The 17,480-nt window shown below is 69.3% G+C and carries 19 protein-coding genes; 8 read left to right on the forward strand and 11 right to left on the reverse strand.

Annotated elements, in window-relative coordinates:
- Positions 1-31: 31 nt before the first annotated feature.
- Positions 32-850, reverse strand: a complete 819-nt coding sequence (locus tag AC5RUH_RS09735) for an amino acid ABC transporter substrate-binding protein (RefSeq protein WP_494000806.1) — start codon at positions 848-850, stop codon at positions 32-34.
- Positions 851-1,014: 164 nt separating this feature from the next.
- Positions 1,015-1,941 carry a diacylglycerol/lipid kinase family protein gene (locus AC5RUH_RS09740; protein WP_494000805.1) on the reverse strand — a complete coding sequence of 309 codons (927 nt, stop codon included), beginning with the start codon at positions 1,939-1,941 and terminating at the stop codon, positions 1,015-1,017.
- Between the two features lie 145 nt (positions 1,942-2,086).
- Between AC5RUH_RS09740 and AC5RUH_RS09745 the strand changes: the two genes are divergently transcribed.
- The gene (locus AC5RUH_RS09745) at positions 2,087-3,994 is read left to right on the forward strand and encodes a penicillin-binding transpeptidase domain-containing protein (RefSeq protein ID WP_494128453.1); all 1,908 of its coding nucleotides are present in this window, start codon (positions 2,087-2,089) and stop codon (positions 3,992-3,994) included.
- A gap of 132 nt (positions 3,995-4,126) precedes the next feature.
- Here the strand turns inward: AC5RUH_RS09745 and AC5RUH_RS09750 are convergent, their stop codons facing one another.
- The 7 genes from AC5RUH_RS09750 to AC5RUH_RS09780 all read right to left on the reverse strand — a co-directional run bounded on the left by AC5RUH_RS09750 (position 4,127) and on the right by AC5RUH_RS09780 (position 9,326).
- The gene (locus AC5RUH_RS09750; RefSeq protein WP_494128454.1) at positions 4,127-4,669 is read right to left on the reverse strand and encodes an AMIN-like domain-containing (lipo)protein; all 543 of its coding nucleotides are present in this window, start codon (positions 4,667-4,669) and stop codon (positions 4,127-4,129) included.
- 410 nt (positions 4,670-5,079) lie between these two features.
- Positions 5,080-5,370 (reverse strand): acylphosphatase, encoded by a 291-nt coding sequence (locus AC5RUH_RS09755; protein ID WP_494073947.1) that lies wholly within the window; start codon positions 5,368-5,370, stop codon positions 5,080-5,082.
- Positions 5,371-5,418: 48 nt separating this feature from the next.
- Positions 5,419-5,808 carry a VOC family protein gene (locus AC5RUH_RS09760; RefSeq protein ID WP_494073948.1) on the reverse strand — a complete coding sequence of 130 codons (390 nt, stop codon included), beginning with the start codon at positions 5,806-5,808 and terminating at the stop codon, positions 5,419-5,421.
- A 191-nt stretch (positions 5,809-5,999) separates the two neighbouring features.
- Positions 6,000-6,248 (reverse strand): hypothetical protein, encoded by a 249-nt coding sequence (locus AC5RUH_RS09765; protein WP_493978913.1) that lies wholly within the window; start codon positions 6,246-6,248, stop codon positions 6,000-6,002.
- Between the two features lie 424 nt (positions 6,249-6,672).
- On the reverse strand, positions 6,673-7,044 hold the full coding sequence (locus tag AC5RUH_RS09770) for a glyoxalase superfamily protein (RefSeq protein WP_494000799.1): 372 nt from the start codon (positions 7,042-7,044) through the stop codon (positions 6,673-6,675).
- Positions 7,045-7,238: 194 nt separating this feature from the next.
- Entirely contained in the window at positions 7,239-7,673 is a 435-nt protein-coding gene (locus AC5RUH_RS09775; RefSeq protein ID WP_494128455.1) for a septum formation family protein, read from the reverse strand.
- Positions 7,674-8,078: 405 nt separating this feature from the next.
- Complete coding sequence (locus AC5RUH_RS09780) at positions 8,079-9,326, reverse strand: pyridoxal phosphate-dependent aminotransferase (RefSeq protein WP_494000797.1); 1,248 nt, start codon at positions 9,324-9,326, stop codon at positions 8,079-8,081.
- A 164-nt stretch (positions 9,327-9,490) separates the two neighbouring features.
- On the opposite strand from AC5RUH_RS09780, the gene AC5RUH_RS09785 reads away from it, so the two are divergent.
- The gene (locus AC5RUH_RS09785; RefSeq protein ID WP_494000796.1) at positions 9,491-9,889 is read left to right on the forward strand and encodes a RidA family protein; all 399 of its coding nucleotides are present in this window, start codon (positions 9,491-9,493) and stop codon (positions 9,887-9,889) included.
- Between the two features lie 97 nt (positions 9,890-9,986).
- On the opposite strand, the gene AC5RUH_RS09790 is transcribed toward AC5RUH_RS09785, so the two are convergent.
- The gene (locus AC5RUH_RS09790) at positions 9,987-10,457 is read right to left on the reverse strand and encodes a carboxymuconolactone decarboxylase family protein (protein WP_494012961.1); all 471 of its coding nucleotides are present in this window, start codon (positions 10,455-10,457) and stop codon (positions 9,987-9,989) included.
- 79 nt (positions 10,458-10,536) lie between these two features.
- On the opposite strand from AC5RUH_RS09790, the gene AC5RUH_RS09795 reads away from it, so the two are divergent.
- Both AC5RUH_RS09795 and AC5RUH_RS09800 read left to right on the forward strand, forming a co-directional pair.
- The gene (locus AC5RUH_RS09795; RefSeq protein WP_494128456.1) at positions 10,537-11,277 is read left to right on the forward strand and encodes a DUF427 domain-containing protein; all 741 of its coding nucleotides are present in this window, start codon (positions 10,537-10,539) and stop codon (positions 11,275-11,277) included.
- A 312-nt stretch (positions 11,278-11,589) separates the two neighbouring features.
- Positions 11,590-12,375, forward strand: a complete 786-nt coding sequence (locus AC5RUH_RS09800) for a sigma-70 family RNA polymerase sigma factor (RefSeq protein WP_494000793.1) — start codon at positions 11,590-11,592, stop codon at positions 12,373-12,375.
- On the opposite strand, the gene AC5RUH_RS09805 is transcribed toward AC5RUH_RS09800, so the two are convergent.
- Positions 12,308-13,333, reverse strand: coding sequence for a glycosyltransferase family 9 protein (locus tag AC5RUH_RS09805; protein WP_494128457.1), 1,026 nt, complete (start codon positions 13,331-13,333; stop codon positions 12,308-12,310). The two genes, AC5RUH_RS09800 and AC5RUH_RS09805, sit on opposite strands and share 68 nt — an antisense overlap.
- Positions 13,334-13,477: 144 nt before the next feature.
- On the opposite strand from AC5RUH_RS09805, the gene AC5RUH_RS09810 reads away from it, so the two are divergent.
- From AC5RUH_RS09810 to AC5RUH_RS09825, 4 genes are read left to right on the forward strand one after another with little or no spacing between them, the layout of a single operon-like run.
- Entirely contained in the window at positions 13,478-14,017 is a 540-nt protein-coding gene (locus AC5RUH_RS09810; protein WP_494025251.1) for a D-glycero-alpha-D-manno-heptose-1,7-bisphosphate 7-phosphatase, read from the forward strand.
- Entirely contained in the window at positions 14,014-15,081 is a 1,068-nt protein-coding gene (locus AC5RUH_RS09815) for a glycosyltransferase family 9 protein (RefSeq protein ID WP_494128458.1), read from the forward strand. The genes AC5RUH_RS09810 and AC5RUH_RS09815 overlap by 4 nt, the downstream gene beginning before the upstream one ends.
- On the forward strand, positions 15,078-16,082 hold the full coding sequence (locus AC5RUH_RS09820) for a glycosyltransferase (protein WP_494024276.1): 1,005 nt from the start codon (positions 15,078-15,080) through the stop codon (positions 16,080-16,082). Before AC5RUH_RS09815 ends, AC5RUH_RS09820 begins: the two co-directional genes overlap by 4 nt.
- Positions 16,079-17,341 carry a glycosyltransferase gene (locus tag AC5RUH_RS09825; RefSeq protein WP_494024277.1) on the forward strand — a complete coding sequence of 421 codons (1,263 nt, stop codon included), beginning with the start codon at positions 16,079-16,081 and terminating at the stop codon, positions 17,339-17,341. Before AC5RUH_RS09820 ends, AC5RUH_RS09825 begins: the two co-directional genes overlap by 4 nt.
- Positions 17,342-17,480: the final 139 nt, after the last annotated feature.

Below are 17,480 nucleotides of genomic sequence, written 5' to 3' on the forward strand. Positions count from 1 at the left end.
ACGTTAGCGTCTCCCTTTGAAGCGGCCGGATTTACTTGCTGACGTCCGCGCCGAAGTACTTCTCGGAGATCTTTGCCAGCGTGCCGTCGGCGCGCAGCTCCTCCAGCGCCGTGTTGAAGGCCTCGACCAGCTCGTCGCTGCCCTTCTGGAAGGCGAAGGCGCTCTGCGTTTCTTCGTCCGTTTCGGCGGCTACCTTGATGTCTTTGTTGTCGTTGGTGGCCTGGTAGTCCAGGTAGGTCAGCTTGTCGTTGACCGTGGCGTCCACCCGGCCCTGCTCCAGCAGCGAAACCGCCTGCGCCCAGCCCTCCACGGCCTCGACATTGGCTCCGGCGCCCTTGGCCAGTTTGTAGAAGTTGCTGGTCAGCGACTGGGCGGACGTTTTGCCCTCCAGATCCGCCAGGGAGGAAATGTCGTTGTTGTCCGACTTCACGACGACGACGCCGGTGCTGACCGTGTACGGGTCCGAGAAGTCGTACTTGGCCAGCCGGTCTTCGTTGATCGAAACCTGGTTGGCGATGACGTCGAAGCGGCCCGCCTCCAGCCCCGCGAAGATGGCGTCCCACTGGGTCTCTTCAAACCGCACGTCGACGCCGAGCTTGTCCGCCACCGCGGTGACGACCTCGACGTCGTAACCGGTCAGGTCGCCGGTGCCGTTCTCGTGGAAGGAGAACGGGCGGTAGGTCCCCTCGGTCCCCACGGTGATCACGCCTGCGTCCTGGATCTCCTGCAGCGTGGTCGCGGCGGAGGAGGTCGCCGGCTCCGACCCCGACGGCGAGGACGTGCTGCAGCCGGCCAGCACCAGGGCGGCGGCTGCGGCGGCACCGAGGACGGACAAACGACGACGAATCATGGTGGAAAACCCCTTGTGATGTGGGACGACGAGCCAACCGGCGGGTGGCCGGCAAACGCTGAAGCTACCACGTGCAACAACGGGTACCTCAAGATATGTTCCGAACTGTGTCGGCAATGTGAGCAGCCGCACTCCCGGCGGCGCGCACCGGCGTCGTTATTGTTCTATTCGGGTGCCACCCGCACCACGAGTGCGCCCGGATCGACGCGCATCATCAAACGGGACCCCATGCCAATATGGTCGCCGTCCAGCTGCATCTCCTGGGGCCGGCCGGCGTGGATCTCCACGTGCTTGCCCTGGTAGTAGTCAACCGAAGGATCCACGCTCCGGCCGCGTTTGGCGAGCCCGGCCAGCACGCCGAGCCAGCCCAGCCGCCCACGCGGGGAGATGGTCATGACGTCCAGCAGGCCGTCGTCGAGCTGCGCACCGGGGAACATCTCGAATCCGCCCTGGATCTTGCCGCAGTTCCCGCCCATTACGCTGCGCATCCGCACGGTCATGGGCTTGCCGCCGTCTATGGTGACCGTGGCGCGGACCGGCTTGCCCGGAAGGTTGCGCAGGCCGGCTTCCACGTACGCCAGCCACCCGATACGGTCCTTGAGGCCGTCGTCGGTGCCGCCAATCACGGCGGCGTCGAAGCCGAGGCCGGCCATGACCAAAAACACGGAGTCACCGCCCGACCTGTCCACGGTGGCCCGGACCACGTCGATCCGCCGGTCCCGGCCGGCCAACGCGATGCCGGCAGCGGTCTCCGGGTCGTCAACCGGCAGGTCCAGGTTGCGGGCCAGCAGGTTGCCGGTGCCCAGCGGGATCACGCCCAGCGGCATGTCGGTCGCCGCCAGCCGGCCGGCCACCCGCCGCACCGTTCCGTCACCGCCGGCGGCGATGACCAGATCGACGCCCGCTTCCAGCGCCTGGTGCGCCTGGCCGGCGCCCGGATCTTCGAGCGTGGTCTCGAGCCAGAGCGGCGGCTGCCAGCCGGTCTCGGCGCACAGGCCCTCGACCAGCGCCACCAGGTCGAAGTTGAACTTCTTGGACGGGTTCCAGACCACCGCGGCACGGCGGGAAGCTGGGGGAGCGGATTCGGTCATGGTGTCCTTACTGTCCTGTTTGCCGGCTGAAGGCCGACGTCCCGACGAACCCATTCAAGCACCATCCCGCCGGTGCCGCCCGGCTCGACATCGCTGCTGGCCGCTTATAGGTTCTAACAGGACACCCTCGGATCCGGGAGAAGAATTGCTTCGGCGCGCACTTGCATCAATCACCGCCCTGCTGCTGACGGTAGCGGTCTCTGCCTGCGCTCCGGAGCGGGAATCGCCGGAACCGGCCGCCCGGGCACTGGCGGAAGCGTTGGCTGCCAACGACGTGTCGAACGTGGCCTTCGCCGATGCCACCGGCGCCCAGGTGCAGGAACAACTGGCCGCGTTGACCGAGGGGATGGACCCCTTGGAGCCCGAAGTCACCGTGGAAGGCGTCGAAGAGGTCGAATCCAACCTCTTCCGGGCCACCCTTTCCTATGACTGGCCGGTGGCCGATGCGGAGCAGGGCTGGAGCTACACCACCAGGGCCGACCTGCACTACGCCGAGGACACCTGGCACGTCCGGTGGAAGCCCGAAATCCTGGAGCCCTCGCTTGCCGAGGGGGAACGGCTGGTGCTCTCCACCGAGGAGCCGCGGCGTGGCCAGATCCTCGACGCCGAGGGCGAGGCGATCGTCAAGAACCGCCCGGTCAGGGTCGTCGGCATCGACAAGACAGGCCTGGACACAGCGACCGCCGAGGACTCGGCGCGCGCGCTGGCCAAGCTGGTGGACATCGACGCCGCCGCTTACCTGGAAAAGGTTGAAGCTTACGGGCCCAAGGCTTTCGTGGACGCCATCACGCTGCGCGAGGACGCCTTTGACAAGCTGGACCAAAAGAAGCTGAAGGGCATCGAGGGCTTCCTGGCGGTAGGTGACCAGATTCCGTTGGCGCCCAACCGCACGTTCGCCGCGCCGGTGTTGGGATCGGTCAGGGAGGCCACGGCCGAGGACATCGAGAAGTCCAAGGGCACGGTGGTCGCGGGCGAGACCGTAGGCTCGTCCGGCTTGCAGGAAGCCTTCAACGCCGAGCTCTCCGGCACGCCGGGAGTCACCGTCTCCGCCGTCGGGCAGCCCGCCGAAGAGGGCGGCGAAGCGCCGTCCCGCCAGCTGTTCCGCCAAGACCCGGTGGACGGCGAAAACGTGAAAACCACGCTCGTGCCGAAGTTGCAGTCGGCGGCCGAGGACATCCTGGCCGACATCGACTCGCCGAGTTCGATCGTCGCGCTGCGGCCCTCGACCGGTGCCGTCCTGGCGGCCGCGAACGGTCCGGACAGCGAAGGCTACAACACCGCGTTCCTGGGCCGGTACGCCCCCGGTTCCGCCTTCAAGATCGCCACCGCGTTGGGCATGCTGCGCAACGGCGCGACCCCCGAGTCGGCCGTCACCTGCGACCCGGAACTGGTCGTGGACGGCCGAAGCTTCGAGAACGCGGACAGCTACCCCGCCGAGTTCACCGGCCGGATCACCTTGACCGAGGCCATCGCGCACTCCTGCAACACCGCGTTCATCGCCGAGCACCGGGAACTCTCCCAGGACCAGCTGGCTGATGCCGCCGGCGCCCTGGGCATCGGCATGACCGCGAGCCCCGGCATCGAGGCCTTCATGGGCGACGTGCCGCGGGAGGACACCAAGGGGACCGCGCACGCGGCCTCGCTGATCGGCCAGTCACGGGTGCAGGCGTCGCCGCTGGCGCTGGCCACGATGATGGCGGCCGTGGTGGAAGGCGGTTCGGTCGTGCCGACGCTGGTGGACGGTCACGACCCCAAGGCCGAGCTCCCGGACGTGCCTGAACTGACCGCCGGGGAAGCCAAGCAGTTGCGCAGCATGATGCGCTCGGCCGTCGTGGACGGCTATCTGGCCAACCTGGCCGACCTGCCCGGGAAGCCCGCCATCGGCAAGACCGGCACCGCAGAGTACGGCTCGCAGGACCCGCCGCAAACCCACTCCTGGGTGATCGCCGGCCACGGGGACCTTGCCATCGCGGTGTTCGTGGAGGACGGCGAGCTGGGCTCCGAAACCGCCGGCCCGCTGGCCGAGGCTTTTCTGGAAGCCGCCGCCGGCTAGGCCTTCAACGACGACGCCGGCGCCCGCCAAGGTGCCTGAAGGCACCGAAGGCGGGCACCGACGTCGCCAGCGGCCAGCCAAGGCCCGGCCTTCGCCCGCCAGCCGCCCGGCCCTGCCTGCAGAGTTCCAGGCTTACCAGCGGTGGGCCACGTCAATCACCAGGCGGGACATGCTGCCCGGGCCGTCCAGGGTGAAGACCCGGAACGGCAGGCGGGCGCGCACGCCGAGGCCGATGGTGGTGTACCCCTCGAAACTGCCGCCCCAGGAGAGCTGGCGGAAGGTGGTGTAGCCGGTGACGTTCACCAGCTCCTTCGGGTTGGCAGGCCGGTAGGTGCCGCGCCCGTTGGAGTCATACGCCGGAGCCTTCACGACCACGGCCAGATCGGCGCCGCCGCGCAAGGGGATTACATGGCCGGATCCTTGGGCCCGCACCGTCCCGTACCTCACCGAGTAGCCGGCCACGTCGCCGCGCAGGTCCACAACCATGCGGTCGAAACAGGCGTGCCGGCCGGTGCGCACGTTGGTAATGGGTGCGGTCGTGGTCCCCGGCGCGGACCCCGGCGTCGAGCCCCAGGTGATGCCGCAGTAGGGCGCCGCGGTGGCGGGGCCGGGCGCCACCAATCCCAAGCCGAGAACCAACAGGATTACGGACAGCCATGTGGGGAGCTTGCGCATGGCACACCGCCTTTCATGGGGGTGACAGATGCACTCAGGATAGGGGCGTTTTCCGCGACGGGACCCGGCACGTCCGCGATAACGCCGCAACCGTTACGGCACGCGGCCCGGGCACGCTTTTCTTGATCCTTCGGTAATCGGAAACGCACTCCGCCCGTAACCAAACACGGCGGGGGAGAAGTGTTACGACGTTTCGTAACATAAATCACAGTGCTGCAATTTGAAAGCGCGGCCAGTGGCATAATTCCAGCATTAGCCGGTTCGGACCCCCACGTTTTTGCCGGGCCGGCGATCCCCCAAAGAGCCGGTCCCGCGTGAACATACCGCGGGGCCGGCTCGATTTAAACGTCACACCATAGGCGCCGCCCGCAGGCGTCCCCGGCGCCCCTGCAGCCCCTGTGCAGACCCCTTCAGCCCACTTCGAAGGTCCTGAACCCGCCGGTGGGCGGGCCGTACGTCGCTTCGACCGCGTCCACCCGCCCCGGCGCCTTGCCGGACTCGAACGCGGCCGCGAACTGGCGCACCGCATCGCGCGGCCCCTCTGCCACCACGCCCACGGTGCCGTCCGCCTGGTTCACGGCCGAGCCCACCAGCCCCAGGCGTTCGGCGCGTTCCCGTGCCCAGTACCGGAAGCCCACTCCCTGGACCCGGCCGCTCACCGTCGCGCTCAGGCGGACGTCCCCGGTGGGTTCCTGTTGCATGCTTCGCTCCTGTCCGCACATCGGTCCAGCGTACGACGGCGCCTCGCTTCAGGCAGCGCCGGAACCGTAGGGGCGCGTGATGGCCTCCAGAAAGTGGCCGTTCGGGTCGGTGAAGTACACGCCGCGGCCGCCGTCGTTGCGGTTGATTCGCTGGGGCCGGCTGCGGCCCGGGTCTGCCCAGTAGGCGATTCCGGCCGACCGGATGCGCGTGAGGATCCCGTCGAAGTCGTCCTCGGCGACCAGGAAGGCGTAATGCTGGGGCTGCACGTTCCCGGCGGTGTCCGCGTAGTCGAGTGCCACGCCGCCCTCCAGCAGGACCGTCATGAAGTGTCCGAACATCGGCTGCGGCGGATCGAGGCCGAAGATCTCCGCAAAGAATTCCGCCGACGCCTTCTTGTCTGCGGCGTAGACGATGGTGTGGTTGAACGAGACGGCCATGGCATGCTCCGAAGGCGGTGGCCGGGACGGACGCCGGCCCCAATGCTGGCTCCATTCAACTCCGGCCAGGCCCGCCGGACAAGCGCAGAACCCGGAAGGTCCGGGTTAACGAAGCAACGGACGACGCCGGCGCCGTGTGGTCGCCGAAGCCGTCCGCTCCGTTGGGGTGGCTGTGCCGCCCCGTGCTGATGTCAGCCCTTCTGCGGCAGCCGCCAGACCGTGCAGTCCTGCGTGCTGATGGCGCGGCGCGAGCCGTCCGCCTCATCACGGATCCACACCAGGCCGACGCCGGGCGCGGTACGGTCGACGCGGCCCCGGTACTGGACGGCATTGTCCATGCGGGCCTCGACCGAATCGCCGCGGCGCAGATGTCCGAGATTGCGGATACGGGTGGGGGTGGAATTGACCAGCGGGGACTGACCGGGTGCGGATAGTGTCATCCGTGACCTCCTGTGTTGTGGCGGTAAGGGCGTGCTGTGCCAGGCGGATCAGCTGTGGGGCCGACCCTGCCGTGGCATCGTTCGGGGACTGCTCGTCAGGCGTGAAGCGCCGGCTCCTGCCAGATGGCGGCGAGCGCTGACGACAGGGGCTGCGAGGCGGCAGGGCGCGGGAAAGAGCTTCTCCGCTGATCCCTGCTGCAAACTTGTTGGTGGTCCCTCAGCTGTCCGTTGGCAGTCTCACTTTAAGGAACACCTTTGGAGGGCCGGATTATTCCGCCGGAGCAGGAAAAGTTTTTTGGGCCCTCGCCGGTGGTCGCAGGCGGAGCCAGGCTGCATCCACGGCAGACGGCGGGCGGTTTCCCGCGGCGCTGCGGCGCCACGGGCCAGGCCCGGAAGCCTCAGGGGCCAGCACGCGAGCGGCAGGTTAGTCCCTGGGCGGCAGCTGCTGCAGCGCCCAGGTGTTGCCGTCCGGATCGCTGAAGTAGACGAACTTACCCCACGGCTGCGCGTCCACGTCGCTCGCTGCGACGCCGCGGCTGAGCAGTTCTTCCCGGGCCGCTTGGGCATCGGCAACGACCATCTGGAGCCCCTGCTGCGAGCCGGGTGCCATCTCCGTGATGCCCTCGCCGATCACGATGGAACAGGCCGAGCCGGGCGGCGTGAGCTGCACGAACCGCAGGCCGTCGCTTACCCGGTGGTCGTGGTCGGCGTGGAAGCCGACCTGCTCAACGTAGAAATGTTTGGCCCGGTCGACGTCGGTGACCGGCACGGCCACCAGTTCGAGTTTCATCTCCATGCCGGACACGCTAGCGCCGGCAGGCACCCGGCGGTAGGGTCCGGCGCGGGATCGCGGTCATGCCCTGTCCGCAACCCGAGGGAGCCTGCGCCCCTCGGACTTTTCGAACAGACGGCGCGGGTGGGAGCCAGGCGGCACGGGTGGGAGCAGCTGTGGCCACCAGAGATGATGCACCCGATGGCGGCCGCGGCCAGCTAATCCCCGAAATAGCCGCGCTCCAACAGGGAGCCGGGGTGGTACAGGCAAACGGACGTGCGATCACCCGAATCCCAATCCGCTTGCGTAGGGAACAAGAGCCGGTGCGTGCCGTCCGGAATCAACCGGGCTTCGAGAAACTGGGACATCACCTCGCCGCACCGGGGTCCGGCCTCGCGTTCCAGTGCTGACTGACCCGGATACAGCTCGCCGGCGTGGGTGATGGTGCCGAATATCTCGCCTTCATGCGGTTCCTGGCAGGGCACCTGAAACAACGCGGTGGTCGTGGGGCCGGAGGAATACTCCCAATCGAAGAACACACAGTCGCCGACGGCTGCCTCACTCAGGGCCGAGGGCTCCACGCCGGAAGACCATTGCGTGGCGAGGAAGTCGTCGATGTAGGCACTAGTGCCCTCCGGATCCGCTGCTCCCACGGTCTCCGCGGGTGCCATGGTCGGGCGACCCGGCGGGGGAGAGGCCAGCCGGACGGGTCCCTGGGATGTGCCGGCGGCAGGACCGCTGGCGTACCCGCCGCCGGAGGCTGGCGGAGTGGCACCCGCCGTGGCCGGGGATGCCGCTCCAGCTTCCGCGCCCGGTTCCGTGCAGCCCGCGAGCAGCAGCGCGAATAGCGCCATGAGGGCGGCCGTCGGCCTATTCCGCATGTTCCCCCGATGCCGGCTCTGCAGCCGCCCGACCGGCGGCTGGAATTGTGAGCAGCCTAGCAGGCTGTGCCGGCGGGCCGGGCGCGCCCCGCCCGCGGCCACAGTGCCAGCGGACCCATCGGTCCGGCGGCTTGCGTCGCGGGGCCTTGCCGCCGTGCCGGGCGGACCAGCCGGGCTTTAGACGGCGGCGGCAGCAGCGGCGTCGGCCGTCTTCTTCCGGTGGATGGCCAGGAAGGAGGAAATCCTGCGGACCGCCTCCTCGATATCCTCCACCGACGGCAGGATCACGAACCGGAAGTGATCCGGCGTGGGCCAGTGGAAGGCGCTGCCGTGCGAAACCAGGATTTTCTCCTCCTCAAGCAGGTCCAGGACAAACTTTTCGTCGTCCTCGAACGGATACACGGCAGGATCCAGCTTGGGGAACAGGTACATCGCCCCGGCCGCGGGCACACAGCTAACGCCCGGGATCTGGTTGAGCAGCCGGCAGGCCAAGTCGCGCTGTTCGTGCAGCCGGCCCCCGGGCTTCACCAGGTCCCCGATGGACTGGTAGCCGCCCAGCGAGGTCTGGATGGCGTGCTGCGCCGGGACGTTCGAGCACAGCCGGAGCGAGGCCAGCAGTTCCAGTGATTCGCGGTAGGCCGCGGTCTCGGCGCGCGGCCCGCTGATGGCCACCCAGCCGGCGCGGTAGCCGGGCATCCGGTACGCCTTGGAGAGCCCGCTGAACGTCAGCACCGGCAGGTCCGGGGCCACCGAGGCGGTGTGGACGTGCACGGCGCCGTCGTAGGTGATCTTCTCGTAAATTTCGTCCGAGAACAGCACCAGATCGTGCTTGCGAGCCAGGGCCGCGAACTGTTCCAGCACGTGCCGCGGGTAGACGGCGCCGGTGGGGTTGTTCGGGTTGATCAGCACGATCGCCCGTGTCCGGTCGGTGATTTTGGCTTCGACGTCCGCCATGTCCGGCCACCAGTGGTTGTCCTCGTCGCAGAGGTAGTGCACGGCCTTGCCGCCGGAGAGGGTGACCGACGCGGTCCACAGGGGGTAGTCGGGCGCGGGGATCAGCACCTCGTCGCCGTTTTCGAGGAACGCTTGCAGCGTCATGGAGATCAGCTCGGACACCCCGTTGCCGATGAAGATGTCCTCAACGCCGATCTGCATCAGGCCCTTGGTCTGGTAGTACTGCGAAATGGCCGTGCGGGCGGAAAAGATGCCCTTCGAATCGCTGTAGCCTTGGGCGCCGCGCAGGTGGTGGATCATGTCCACCACAATCGACTCCGGCGCCTCCAACCCGAACGGTGCCGGATCGCCGAGGTTCATCCGCAGGATGCGGTGGCCCTCCGCCTCCATCTTCTTGGCCGCGTGCAAAATCGGGCCGCGAAGTTCGTACCGGACGTTCTGGAGTTTGCTGGAATGTTGCATGGGACGCATGCCCTATTTTTTCACAGAGTGCATCGGGCGTTCATGTGGGCTTCACCACTGCGCGGGTCTGGTGCCCAGAGCTGCATCGGCCTACCGTGGTTACGCTCCCATAGCGGCACCGGCACGCGGTGCCGGTGCCGTGCGCCCCGAACCGGAAAAACGGAGGAAAGCCAATGGCTCTCACGCACATCAATCCAGCGGGCATGTTCCGCAGTCCGGCCTTTTCCCAAGGCGTGCTCGTGGACGGCCCGGGCCGGCTGCTGATCGTCGGCGGCCAGAACGGGATCAACGCGGACGGCGAGATGGTCAGTGACGATCTTGCCGGCCAGACCAGGCAGGCGATGCGCAACGTGCTCGCGGTCCTCGAGGAGGCCGGCGCGACGCAGCAGGACGTGGCCAAGCTGAACATCTACCTCGCTGCCGGGCAGGACGCGAACGCGGGGTACGCCGCGGCCGCGGAGGTGTGGGGGCCGGTGCCGACGGCAATCACCGTCCTGCAGGTGGGGTCCGCGCGGCCCGGCGTGCTGGTGGAGATCGACGCGCTCGCCCAGGTCCCGCCGCGGCCCGAGTAGCCGCGGCCTGCGTAGCCGCTGACAGGGACCGCAGCCACCGCCGTCGTGCGCTGCCCTGCCGCCCTGGCACGGGGGCGGCCTGCCCGGCCCCGGTTGCCTACTGCGGGCGGACCGGGTGCTTGCTGACGATGGAGACCCGGTTGAAGGCGTTCATCGCGACGGTGATCCAGCTGACCGCGGAGAACTCGTCGTCGGTGAGTTCCTCGCGGGCGGCGGAGTAGGCGCGCTCCTGGCTGTGGTGGTCCGGCAGTTCGGTCAGCGCCTCGGCCAGGGCCAGCGCGGCCCGTTCCTTGTCCGTGAAAACCTCGGTGTCCCGCCAGGACGGAAGCACGGAAAGCCGCTGGGCCGTCTCGCCTTCGCCCAGGGCCAGCCGGGTGTGCATGTTCAGGCAGTACGCACAGCCGTTGATCTGCGAGATGCGCAGGTTCAGCAGTTCCACCAGCTTCCGGTCCAGGCCTGCCGCTTCGGCCGCTTCGCCGACCTTGAGCGCCAGTCCGTTGAGCGCGCGATAGGCTGCCGGCGTCTGCTTGTCGATGTAGAACTTGGCGGGACGATTGTCGGAACTCACTCATGCCTCCTGTGTTGCTGGTCGGCCTTCATTCTCTCAGCACTGCCGACGGGAGCCGCGGAGGAGTAGCGTGTGCCCCATGGAATTCGATGCACCCTTCACGGAACCCACTGCACGGCGGATCCGGGTGCGGCTGGGTGGAAGCCTGGTGGCCGACAGCACGCGGGCCAGGCTGATGGTCCAGTATGGCCGGGACGGTCTGCCGACCTACTATCTGCCGCGGGAGGACGTCGCGGCAGGGGTGCTGGCCAATGCGCGCCCCGGGCCGGCGGGCCAGCAGCTCTGGGATGTGGCCATCGGCAAGAAGCGCGCGGAGGCCGGGGCGTGGGAGCATCCGGAAGCGCACGGCTCGATGAGCGACCTGGCCGGCCACGTGACTTTCTCCTGGCGGCAGCTGGAGTGGTACGAGGAAGACGAGCGGGTGCTGGTCCATGCCCGTGATCCCTATAAGCGGGTAGATACCCTGCGCAGTTCCCGGCGGGTGCAGGTCTACCTCGCCGGCGAGAAAGTGGCGGACAGCATCCGGCCGCTGCTGCTGTTCGAAACCCACCTGCCCACCCGCTACTACTTGCCGGCCGAGGACGTGCGGACCGACCTGCTGGAGTCCAGCGGCACCGTCACGAGCTGCCCCTATAAGGGCGAGGCCCGTTACTGGTCGGTCCGGGTGGGCCAGAGCCTGGTCCCCGACGTTGTGTGGAGCTACCCGAACCCGATCCCGGAAAACCCCAAGATCCGCGATCTCTTCTGCTTCTACAACGAGAAGGTGGACCTCGTGGTCGACGGCAAACCGCAGGAGAAACCCGACACGCCCTGGGCGTGATTTCCGTCCCCGTTTCGCTCCGGTCCCGCGCTGCCATCGAGAGCGGCTGATACCCGACGCGGGCACGTCAGGGACGGACGTTCCCGCATGGCTCGGCCGCTCTGGATGATTTCGGCTGCTGCCGCTCTCCTCCGCCCCCGGTGGCCCGGGGCGCGGTCGGAGCGGCGGCTGCTTATACCTTCTTCTCCCGGGAGAAGAAAAGACTTTCGGGCATTTTTTCACCGTTCGCCTGTTGCATAATCAGCATGCTTATGGTCTCTTGGGGGAGAAGCGCTTCTGGTCCGCGCTTCCCGGATAGAGAGTGGGCCTCTGGTGCAATACAACGACAAGGATGACAAAGAGATACAGGTCTTGTTCCGCAGGGCGAGACGCGCTAAGGGGTCCCTGCGCGCCGCCTTGGAAGAGGAGTTGGTGCTGGGGCACCTGGGCATTGCCGAGGGGATCGCCCGCAACTATTCGGGCCCGGGCAGGGAGCTCGATGACCTGAACCAGGTTGCGCGGCTGGGGCTGCTCAAGGCGGTCCGCGGCTTCGACCCCGACCACGGCGCCGATTTCCGTGCCTACGCGGCTCCCACGGTCCACGGCGAACTGAAGCGCTATCTTCGGGACAGCTCGTGGATGATCCGCCCGCCGCGCCACCTTCAGGACCTGCGGACGGCGGCGATCAAAATGACCTCCGAACTCGCGCAGCGGCTGGGCCGCGAGCCCGGGCTGCAGGAGTTGGCCGACGCGCTCGCCGAAGACCCGGAAACGGTCGCCGAAGCCCTCAACTGCCACGGCAGCCTGCGGCCGGAATCACTGGAAGGGACCCCCGAGGGACAGGGCCTGGCGGAGACGCTGGCTGCCTCCGACGGCGGGACCGAACGGACCGAGGAACTGCTGATGCTTCGCGGCGCCATCCGCGAGCTGGAGCCGCAGGAACGGCAGTTGCTCTTCTACCGGTACTTCCAGGAAGAATCCCAGCGCCTCATCGGGGAGCGCATCGGCATGACCCAGATGCAGGTGTCCCGCGCGCTCGCCAGGATCCTGGTCAAGCTCCAGCACCGGGTGCTGGGGGAACGGCAGACCCCCGGGCGGCAGCGGATGCGGACGGCGTAGCGACCGGCAGTTGTGCGACGGCGGCCAGGACGTCGTCCGGGCCGACGGCCAGTAGGGCAGGGTCGGGGTCGGCGGAGAACGTGTCGCCCAGGCGCAGGCTCTCGTCGGTCAGGACCGTATGGGGTCCGGGTGGCGGACCCCATACGCTGACGGGTGCCGGGCCGAAAATGACCACCGACGGCCGGGCATAGGCCGACGCCAGATGGGCGGCACCGGTATCGGCGGAAATGACGAGCGCGGCCTCGGCGATCGCCGCGGCAAACTCCGCCAGTGGCAGCGTCCCCGCGACGACGGTGTCAGGACCCAGCCCGGCCAGTTCGGCCACGGCCTGTGCCCGAGGCCGTTCCGCCGCGCTGCCGGTGAACACGATGCGGTGTCCCTGGGCTGCCAGTTCCCGGGCGACCGCGGCGAACCGCTCGGCGGGCCACAGCCGGCTGCCGTAGGCGGCACCGACATGGAGTACCGTCGCTCCCGGGCAGGGGCTCTGGACGGCAGGTTTGTCCAGCCGGTAGTCGAGCGGATCCGCGTCGATTCCGTGCCACTGCAGCAGCCGGGTCCAGCGCTCGCGTTCGTGCGCACCTTCCGGCCATTCGGGGCCGTCCCACCCGGGGGCGCGGTGGCCAATGCGCCCGGCGGGCTGCAGGGCTTCCAGCCGGCCGCGGCTCTCCGGCCCGTTGCCGTGCAGGTTCACGGCGATGTCCACCCGGCCGGGCGCCAGCGCCAGCGGAACATCGAGGCCGTGGGTGGCCAGCAGGTCGTCTACCGAGCCCGTTAGTCCGAGGATGGGTCGCAGCCAGGCCTGGGCGGCGTAGACAATCCGGTGTTCCGGGTAGGCCGCGCGCAGTGCCCGCAACGCCGGAACCGCGACCAGCAGATCGCCCAGTTTGAGCGCCCGGAGCACCAGCAGTTCCGGGCGTCCGTCCCGTTCGAGTCCTTCAGCTTCTGCCACTGCAACCATCCTTCGTTCCGGCTGTGCCCATCCTTCCAGATGCCCGCAGCGTGCGCCTCCCGCGGCAGCGGTTGCCGTGGCGGGAAGTGGGCGACACAAAAGTAGTAGCAGGAGAAGTGTTTAGGTCGGAGCCGCGCTGGGAACAGTGCTGGTATGAGCACAACTGCTGCACACCCGCTGCGGGCCATCCTGTTCGACCGGGACGGCACGCTGGTCACGGACGTGCCCTACAACCCGGACCCCGCGAAGGTCCGGCCGGTAGCCGGCGCCCGGGCGGCCGTCGACGCGGTCCGGACCGCCGGGCTGCCCTGCGGGGTGCTCACCAATCAATCAGGCATCGGCCGGGGCCTGCTGAGCCGGGAACAGGTCGACGCCGTCAACCGGCGGGTGGAAGAGCTGCTGGGACCGTTTGACGTGTGGGAAATCTGCCCGCACAACCCGGACGACGGATGCCCCTGCCGGAAACCGCAGCCCGGCATGATCCTTGCGGCCTGCCGCCGGCTCGGGCTCGCTCCCGAGGAGGTGGCCTACGTTGGGGACATCGGGGCCGACGTCGAGGCCGCTGCCGCCGCCGGCGCCACCGGCGTCCTGGTACCGACCCCGGTGACCCGGCGCGAAGAGGTTGAGGCCGCCGCCATGGTCGCCGAAGACCTCACCGCCGCGGTGTCGCTGCTGCTGGAGGGCCGGCGATGAGCCGCGTACTGGTGGCGCGGCTGGACAGCGTCGGAGACGTACTGCTGGCGGGCCCGGCGGTGCGGGCAGTTGCGGCAGGCCACGACGGCAATCCGCGCGACGTCATGATGCTGTGCGGCCCGCAGGGCAAAGCCGCCGCGGAATTGCTGCCCGGCGTCGCAGGCGTGTTCAGCTGGGCCAGCCCGTGGATCGTCGACCCCGCCCCACCGGCGACCCGGGAGCACGTGGCCGCGCTGGCGGACTGGGTCCGGGCCTCAGAGATCTCCGAGGCCGTCATCCTCACGTCCTTCCACCAGTCGCCGTTGCCGCTGGCGCTGCTGCTGCGGCTGGCCGGCGTCGGGCGCATCACCGGCGCTTCCGTCGATTACGCCGGGTCGCTGCTGGATCAGCGGCTGCGCCCCGGCGAGGACTTCCCGGAGGACCAGCCGGAGGCCGAACGGGCGCTGCAGATCGCCGCTGCCGCCGGGTACCGGCTTCCGCCCGACGACGACGGCCGGCTGCAGGTGCAAGGCATCCCGGACACCACCGACCTGACCGGCGGCGAACCCTACATCGCCGTGCACCCCGGCGCCTCCGTCCCGGCGCGCGCGTGGCCGCCCCTGCACCACGCCGCCGCCGTCGAACTGCTGATCGGCGCCGGCTACCGGGTGGTGGTCACCGGGGGCCCGCAGGAGCAGGAACTGACGGCCACCGTCGCCGTCCCCGGCGCGCTGGACCTGGGCGGGCAGACCGACCTGCGGAGCCTGGCGGGGGTCCTGGCCGGCGCGTCCGCCGTCGTGACCGGAAATACCGGGCCGGCGCACCTGGCCGCGGCCGTGGGCACGCCGGTCGTGTCCCTGTTTGCGCCGGTGGTTCCGGCGGTCCGCTGGGCACCGTACAAGGTTCCGGTGGAGCTGCTCGGGGACCAGCAGGCGCCCTGCCGGCTCAGCCGGGCGCGCAACTGTCCGGTTCCCGGCCATCCCTGCCTGTCCCAGGTGGCCCCCGAAGAAGTGCTCGAGGCTGTACAGCGGCTGACCCGCGGCGTGACGTACTTGTCCGCCAGGAGAAAGACGAGGAACGCATGAAGATCCTGCTTTGGCATGTCCACGGCGGCTGGACCGACGCTTTTGTCCGCGGCCGCCACGAATACCTGTTGCCCGCGACGGCGGAGGGCGGGCCGTGGGGCCTGGGCCGCGCCGGCCGCGACTGGCCGTCGTCGGTCCGGGACGTGCACCCGGACCGCCTGCGGGACGAAGAACCCGACGTCGTGGTGCTGCAGCGGCCCGAGGAAATCGAGGAATGCGAGCGGTTGCTGGGTCGCCGGCCGGGACGGGACATCCCGGCGGTGTTTTTGGAGCACAACACCCCCAAGGGGGACGTGCCCAACTCGCTTCACCCGCTGGCCGACCAGCAGGACATGACCGTCGTGCATGTCACCCACTTCAACCGCCTCTTCTGGGACTGCGGAACAGCCCGGACCACCGTGATTGAGCACGGCATCGTGGATCCCGGTCCGCTCTACACCGGGGAACTGGAACGCCAGGGCGTGGTGGTCAACGAGCCGGTCCGCCGCTGGCGGGTGACCGGAACGGACCTGCTGCCGGCCTTCGCCGAGGCAGGACCGCTGGACGTGTTCGGCATGGGCACCGACCAGCTGGGCGCGGCCACCGGGCTGGGCCCGGACAAGCTGCGCGTGCGCGGCGACCTGCCCGGTCCGCTGCTGCACGCCGAACTGGCCCGCTGCCGCCTCTACCTGCACCCGCTGCGCTGGACCTCGCTGGGCCTGGCGCTGCTGGAAGCCATGCATCTGGGCATGCCGGTGGTGGTGCTGGCCAGCACAGAGGCCGCCCGGGCCGTGCCGCCGGAGGCCGGCGCCATCTCGTCCGATGTGCACCAGCTGCGCCGCGAAGCGGCCCGGCTGCTGAAGGACCCGGACGAGGCCGCTGCGCGCGGAGCAGTCGCGCGCGAGGCGGCGCTGCGGAACTACGGGCTGCAGGCATTCCTGGACAACTGGGACAGCCTGCTGGCAGAGACCACCACGGGCGCCGGACGGGTCATTGCCGCCAACGAGAGGAGAGAGCCGTGAGGATATCGATGGTTTCCGAACATGCCAGCCCGCTGGCGGCGCTGGGTGGTGTGGACGCCGGCGGCCAGAACGTGCATGTAGCGGCCCTCTCCGCCGCCCTCGCCCGGCGGGGGCACAGCGTGAGCGTCTACACCCGCCGCGACGATCCGATGCTTCCCGCCCGCGTCACGATGCGGCCGGGAGTGGAAGTGGTCCACGTCAACGCCGGACCGCCCGAACCGGTCGCCAAGGATGAGCTGCTGCCCTACATGGGCCCGCTGGCCGACGGGATCAGCGCCGACTGGGCGGACAGCCCGCCGGATCTCGTACACGCGCACTTCTGGATGTCGGGGGTGGCGGCCCTCGACGCCGCGCGCCGCCCGGGAAGCCCCCAGGTGCCGGTGCTGCAGACCTTCCACGCGCTCGGCACCGTGAAACGGCGGCACCAGGGCGCGCAGGACACCAGCCCGGCCGAACGGGCCTGGCTGGAACCGTCCGTCGGCCGCAGCGTGGACCGGATCATCGCGACGTGCTCGGACGAAGTGTTCGAACTGGCGGCCATGGACATCCCGCGCGGCAATATTTCCATTGCCCCCTGCGGCGTGGACCTGGGACTTTTCAAGGCCGACGGGGAGGTCGAACCGCGCGGCCGCACCCACCGCATCGTCACGCTGGGCCGCCTGGTTCCGCGCAAGGGCATCGACCTGGCCGTCCAGTCCCTGCGGTTGCTCAAGGACCGGGGACTGGACGACGTCGAACTGATCGTGGTCGGCGGCGCCTCCGGTGCCACCGGGCTGGCGGCCGACCCCGAGGCCCAGCGGCTGCGAGGCCTCGCCCGTGAGCTCGGCGTGGAAGACCAACTGGTGCTGCGCGGCCAGTTGCCCCGGGAAGAAATCCCTGCGGTGCTGCGCAGCGCCGACGTCGTCGTCTGCGCGCCGTGGTACGAACCGTTTGGGATTGTTCCGCTGGAAGCAATGGCGTGCGGCGTTCCGGTGGTCGCGGCCTCGGTCGGCGGGCTGATCGACACCGTGGTGGACCGCAAGACCGGCCTGCACGTGCCGCCGCGGGACCCGGAGGCGGTGGCCGAAGCCGTGGCCGAGCTGCTGGCGAATCCCCAGCTGCGCCGCGACCTCGGCCGCGCCGGCCAGCAGCGCGTGCGGAACCGCTACTCCTGGGACCGGGTGGCCGCCGACACCGAAAAGGCCTATCACCTGGCGGTCAGCAGGAGCGCGGGCGCCGTCGCCGCCGGCGTCCGGCAGTTGGAAGGGGAAGCACTGTGAAGCGCCCAGCCGCCATGGCCAAGACAGCAGCACGGACCACGGCACTCGCCACCGCCGCGGCCCCAGCCGACCCCGCCGGCCCGGCCGGCACGGAGGCTTACCTGCGGCCGCCCGCACCGGGGCCCGCCTTGGTCCCGGT

It is taken from the genome of Arthrobacter sp. Y3223166 (assembly GCF_059090935.1).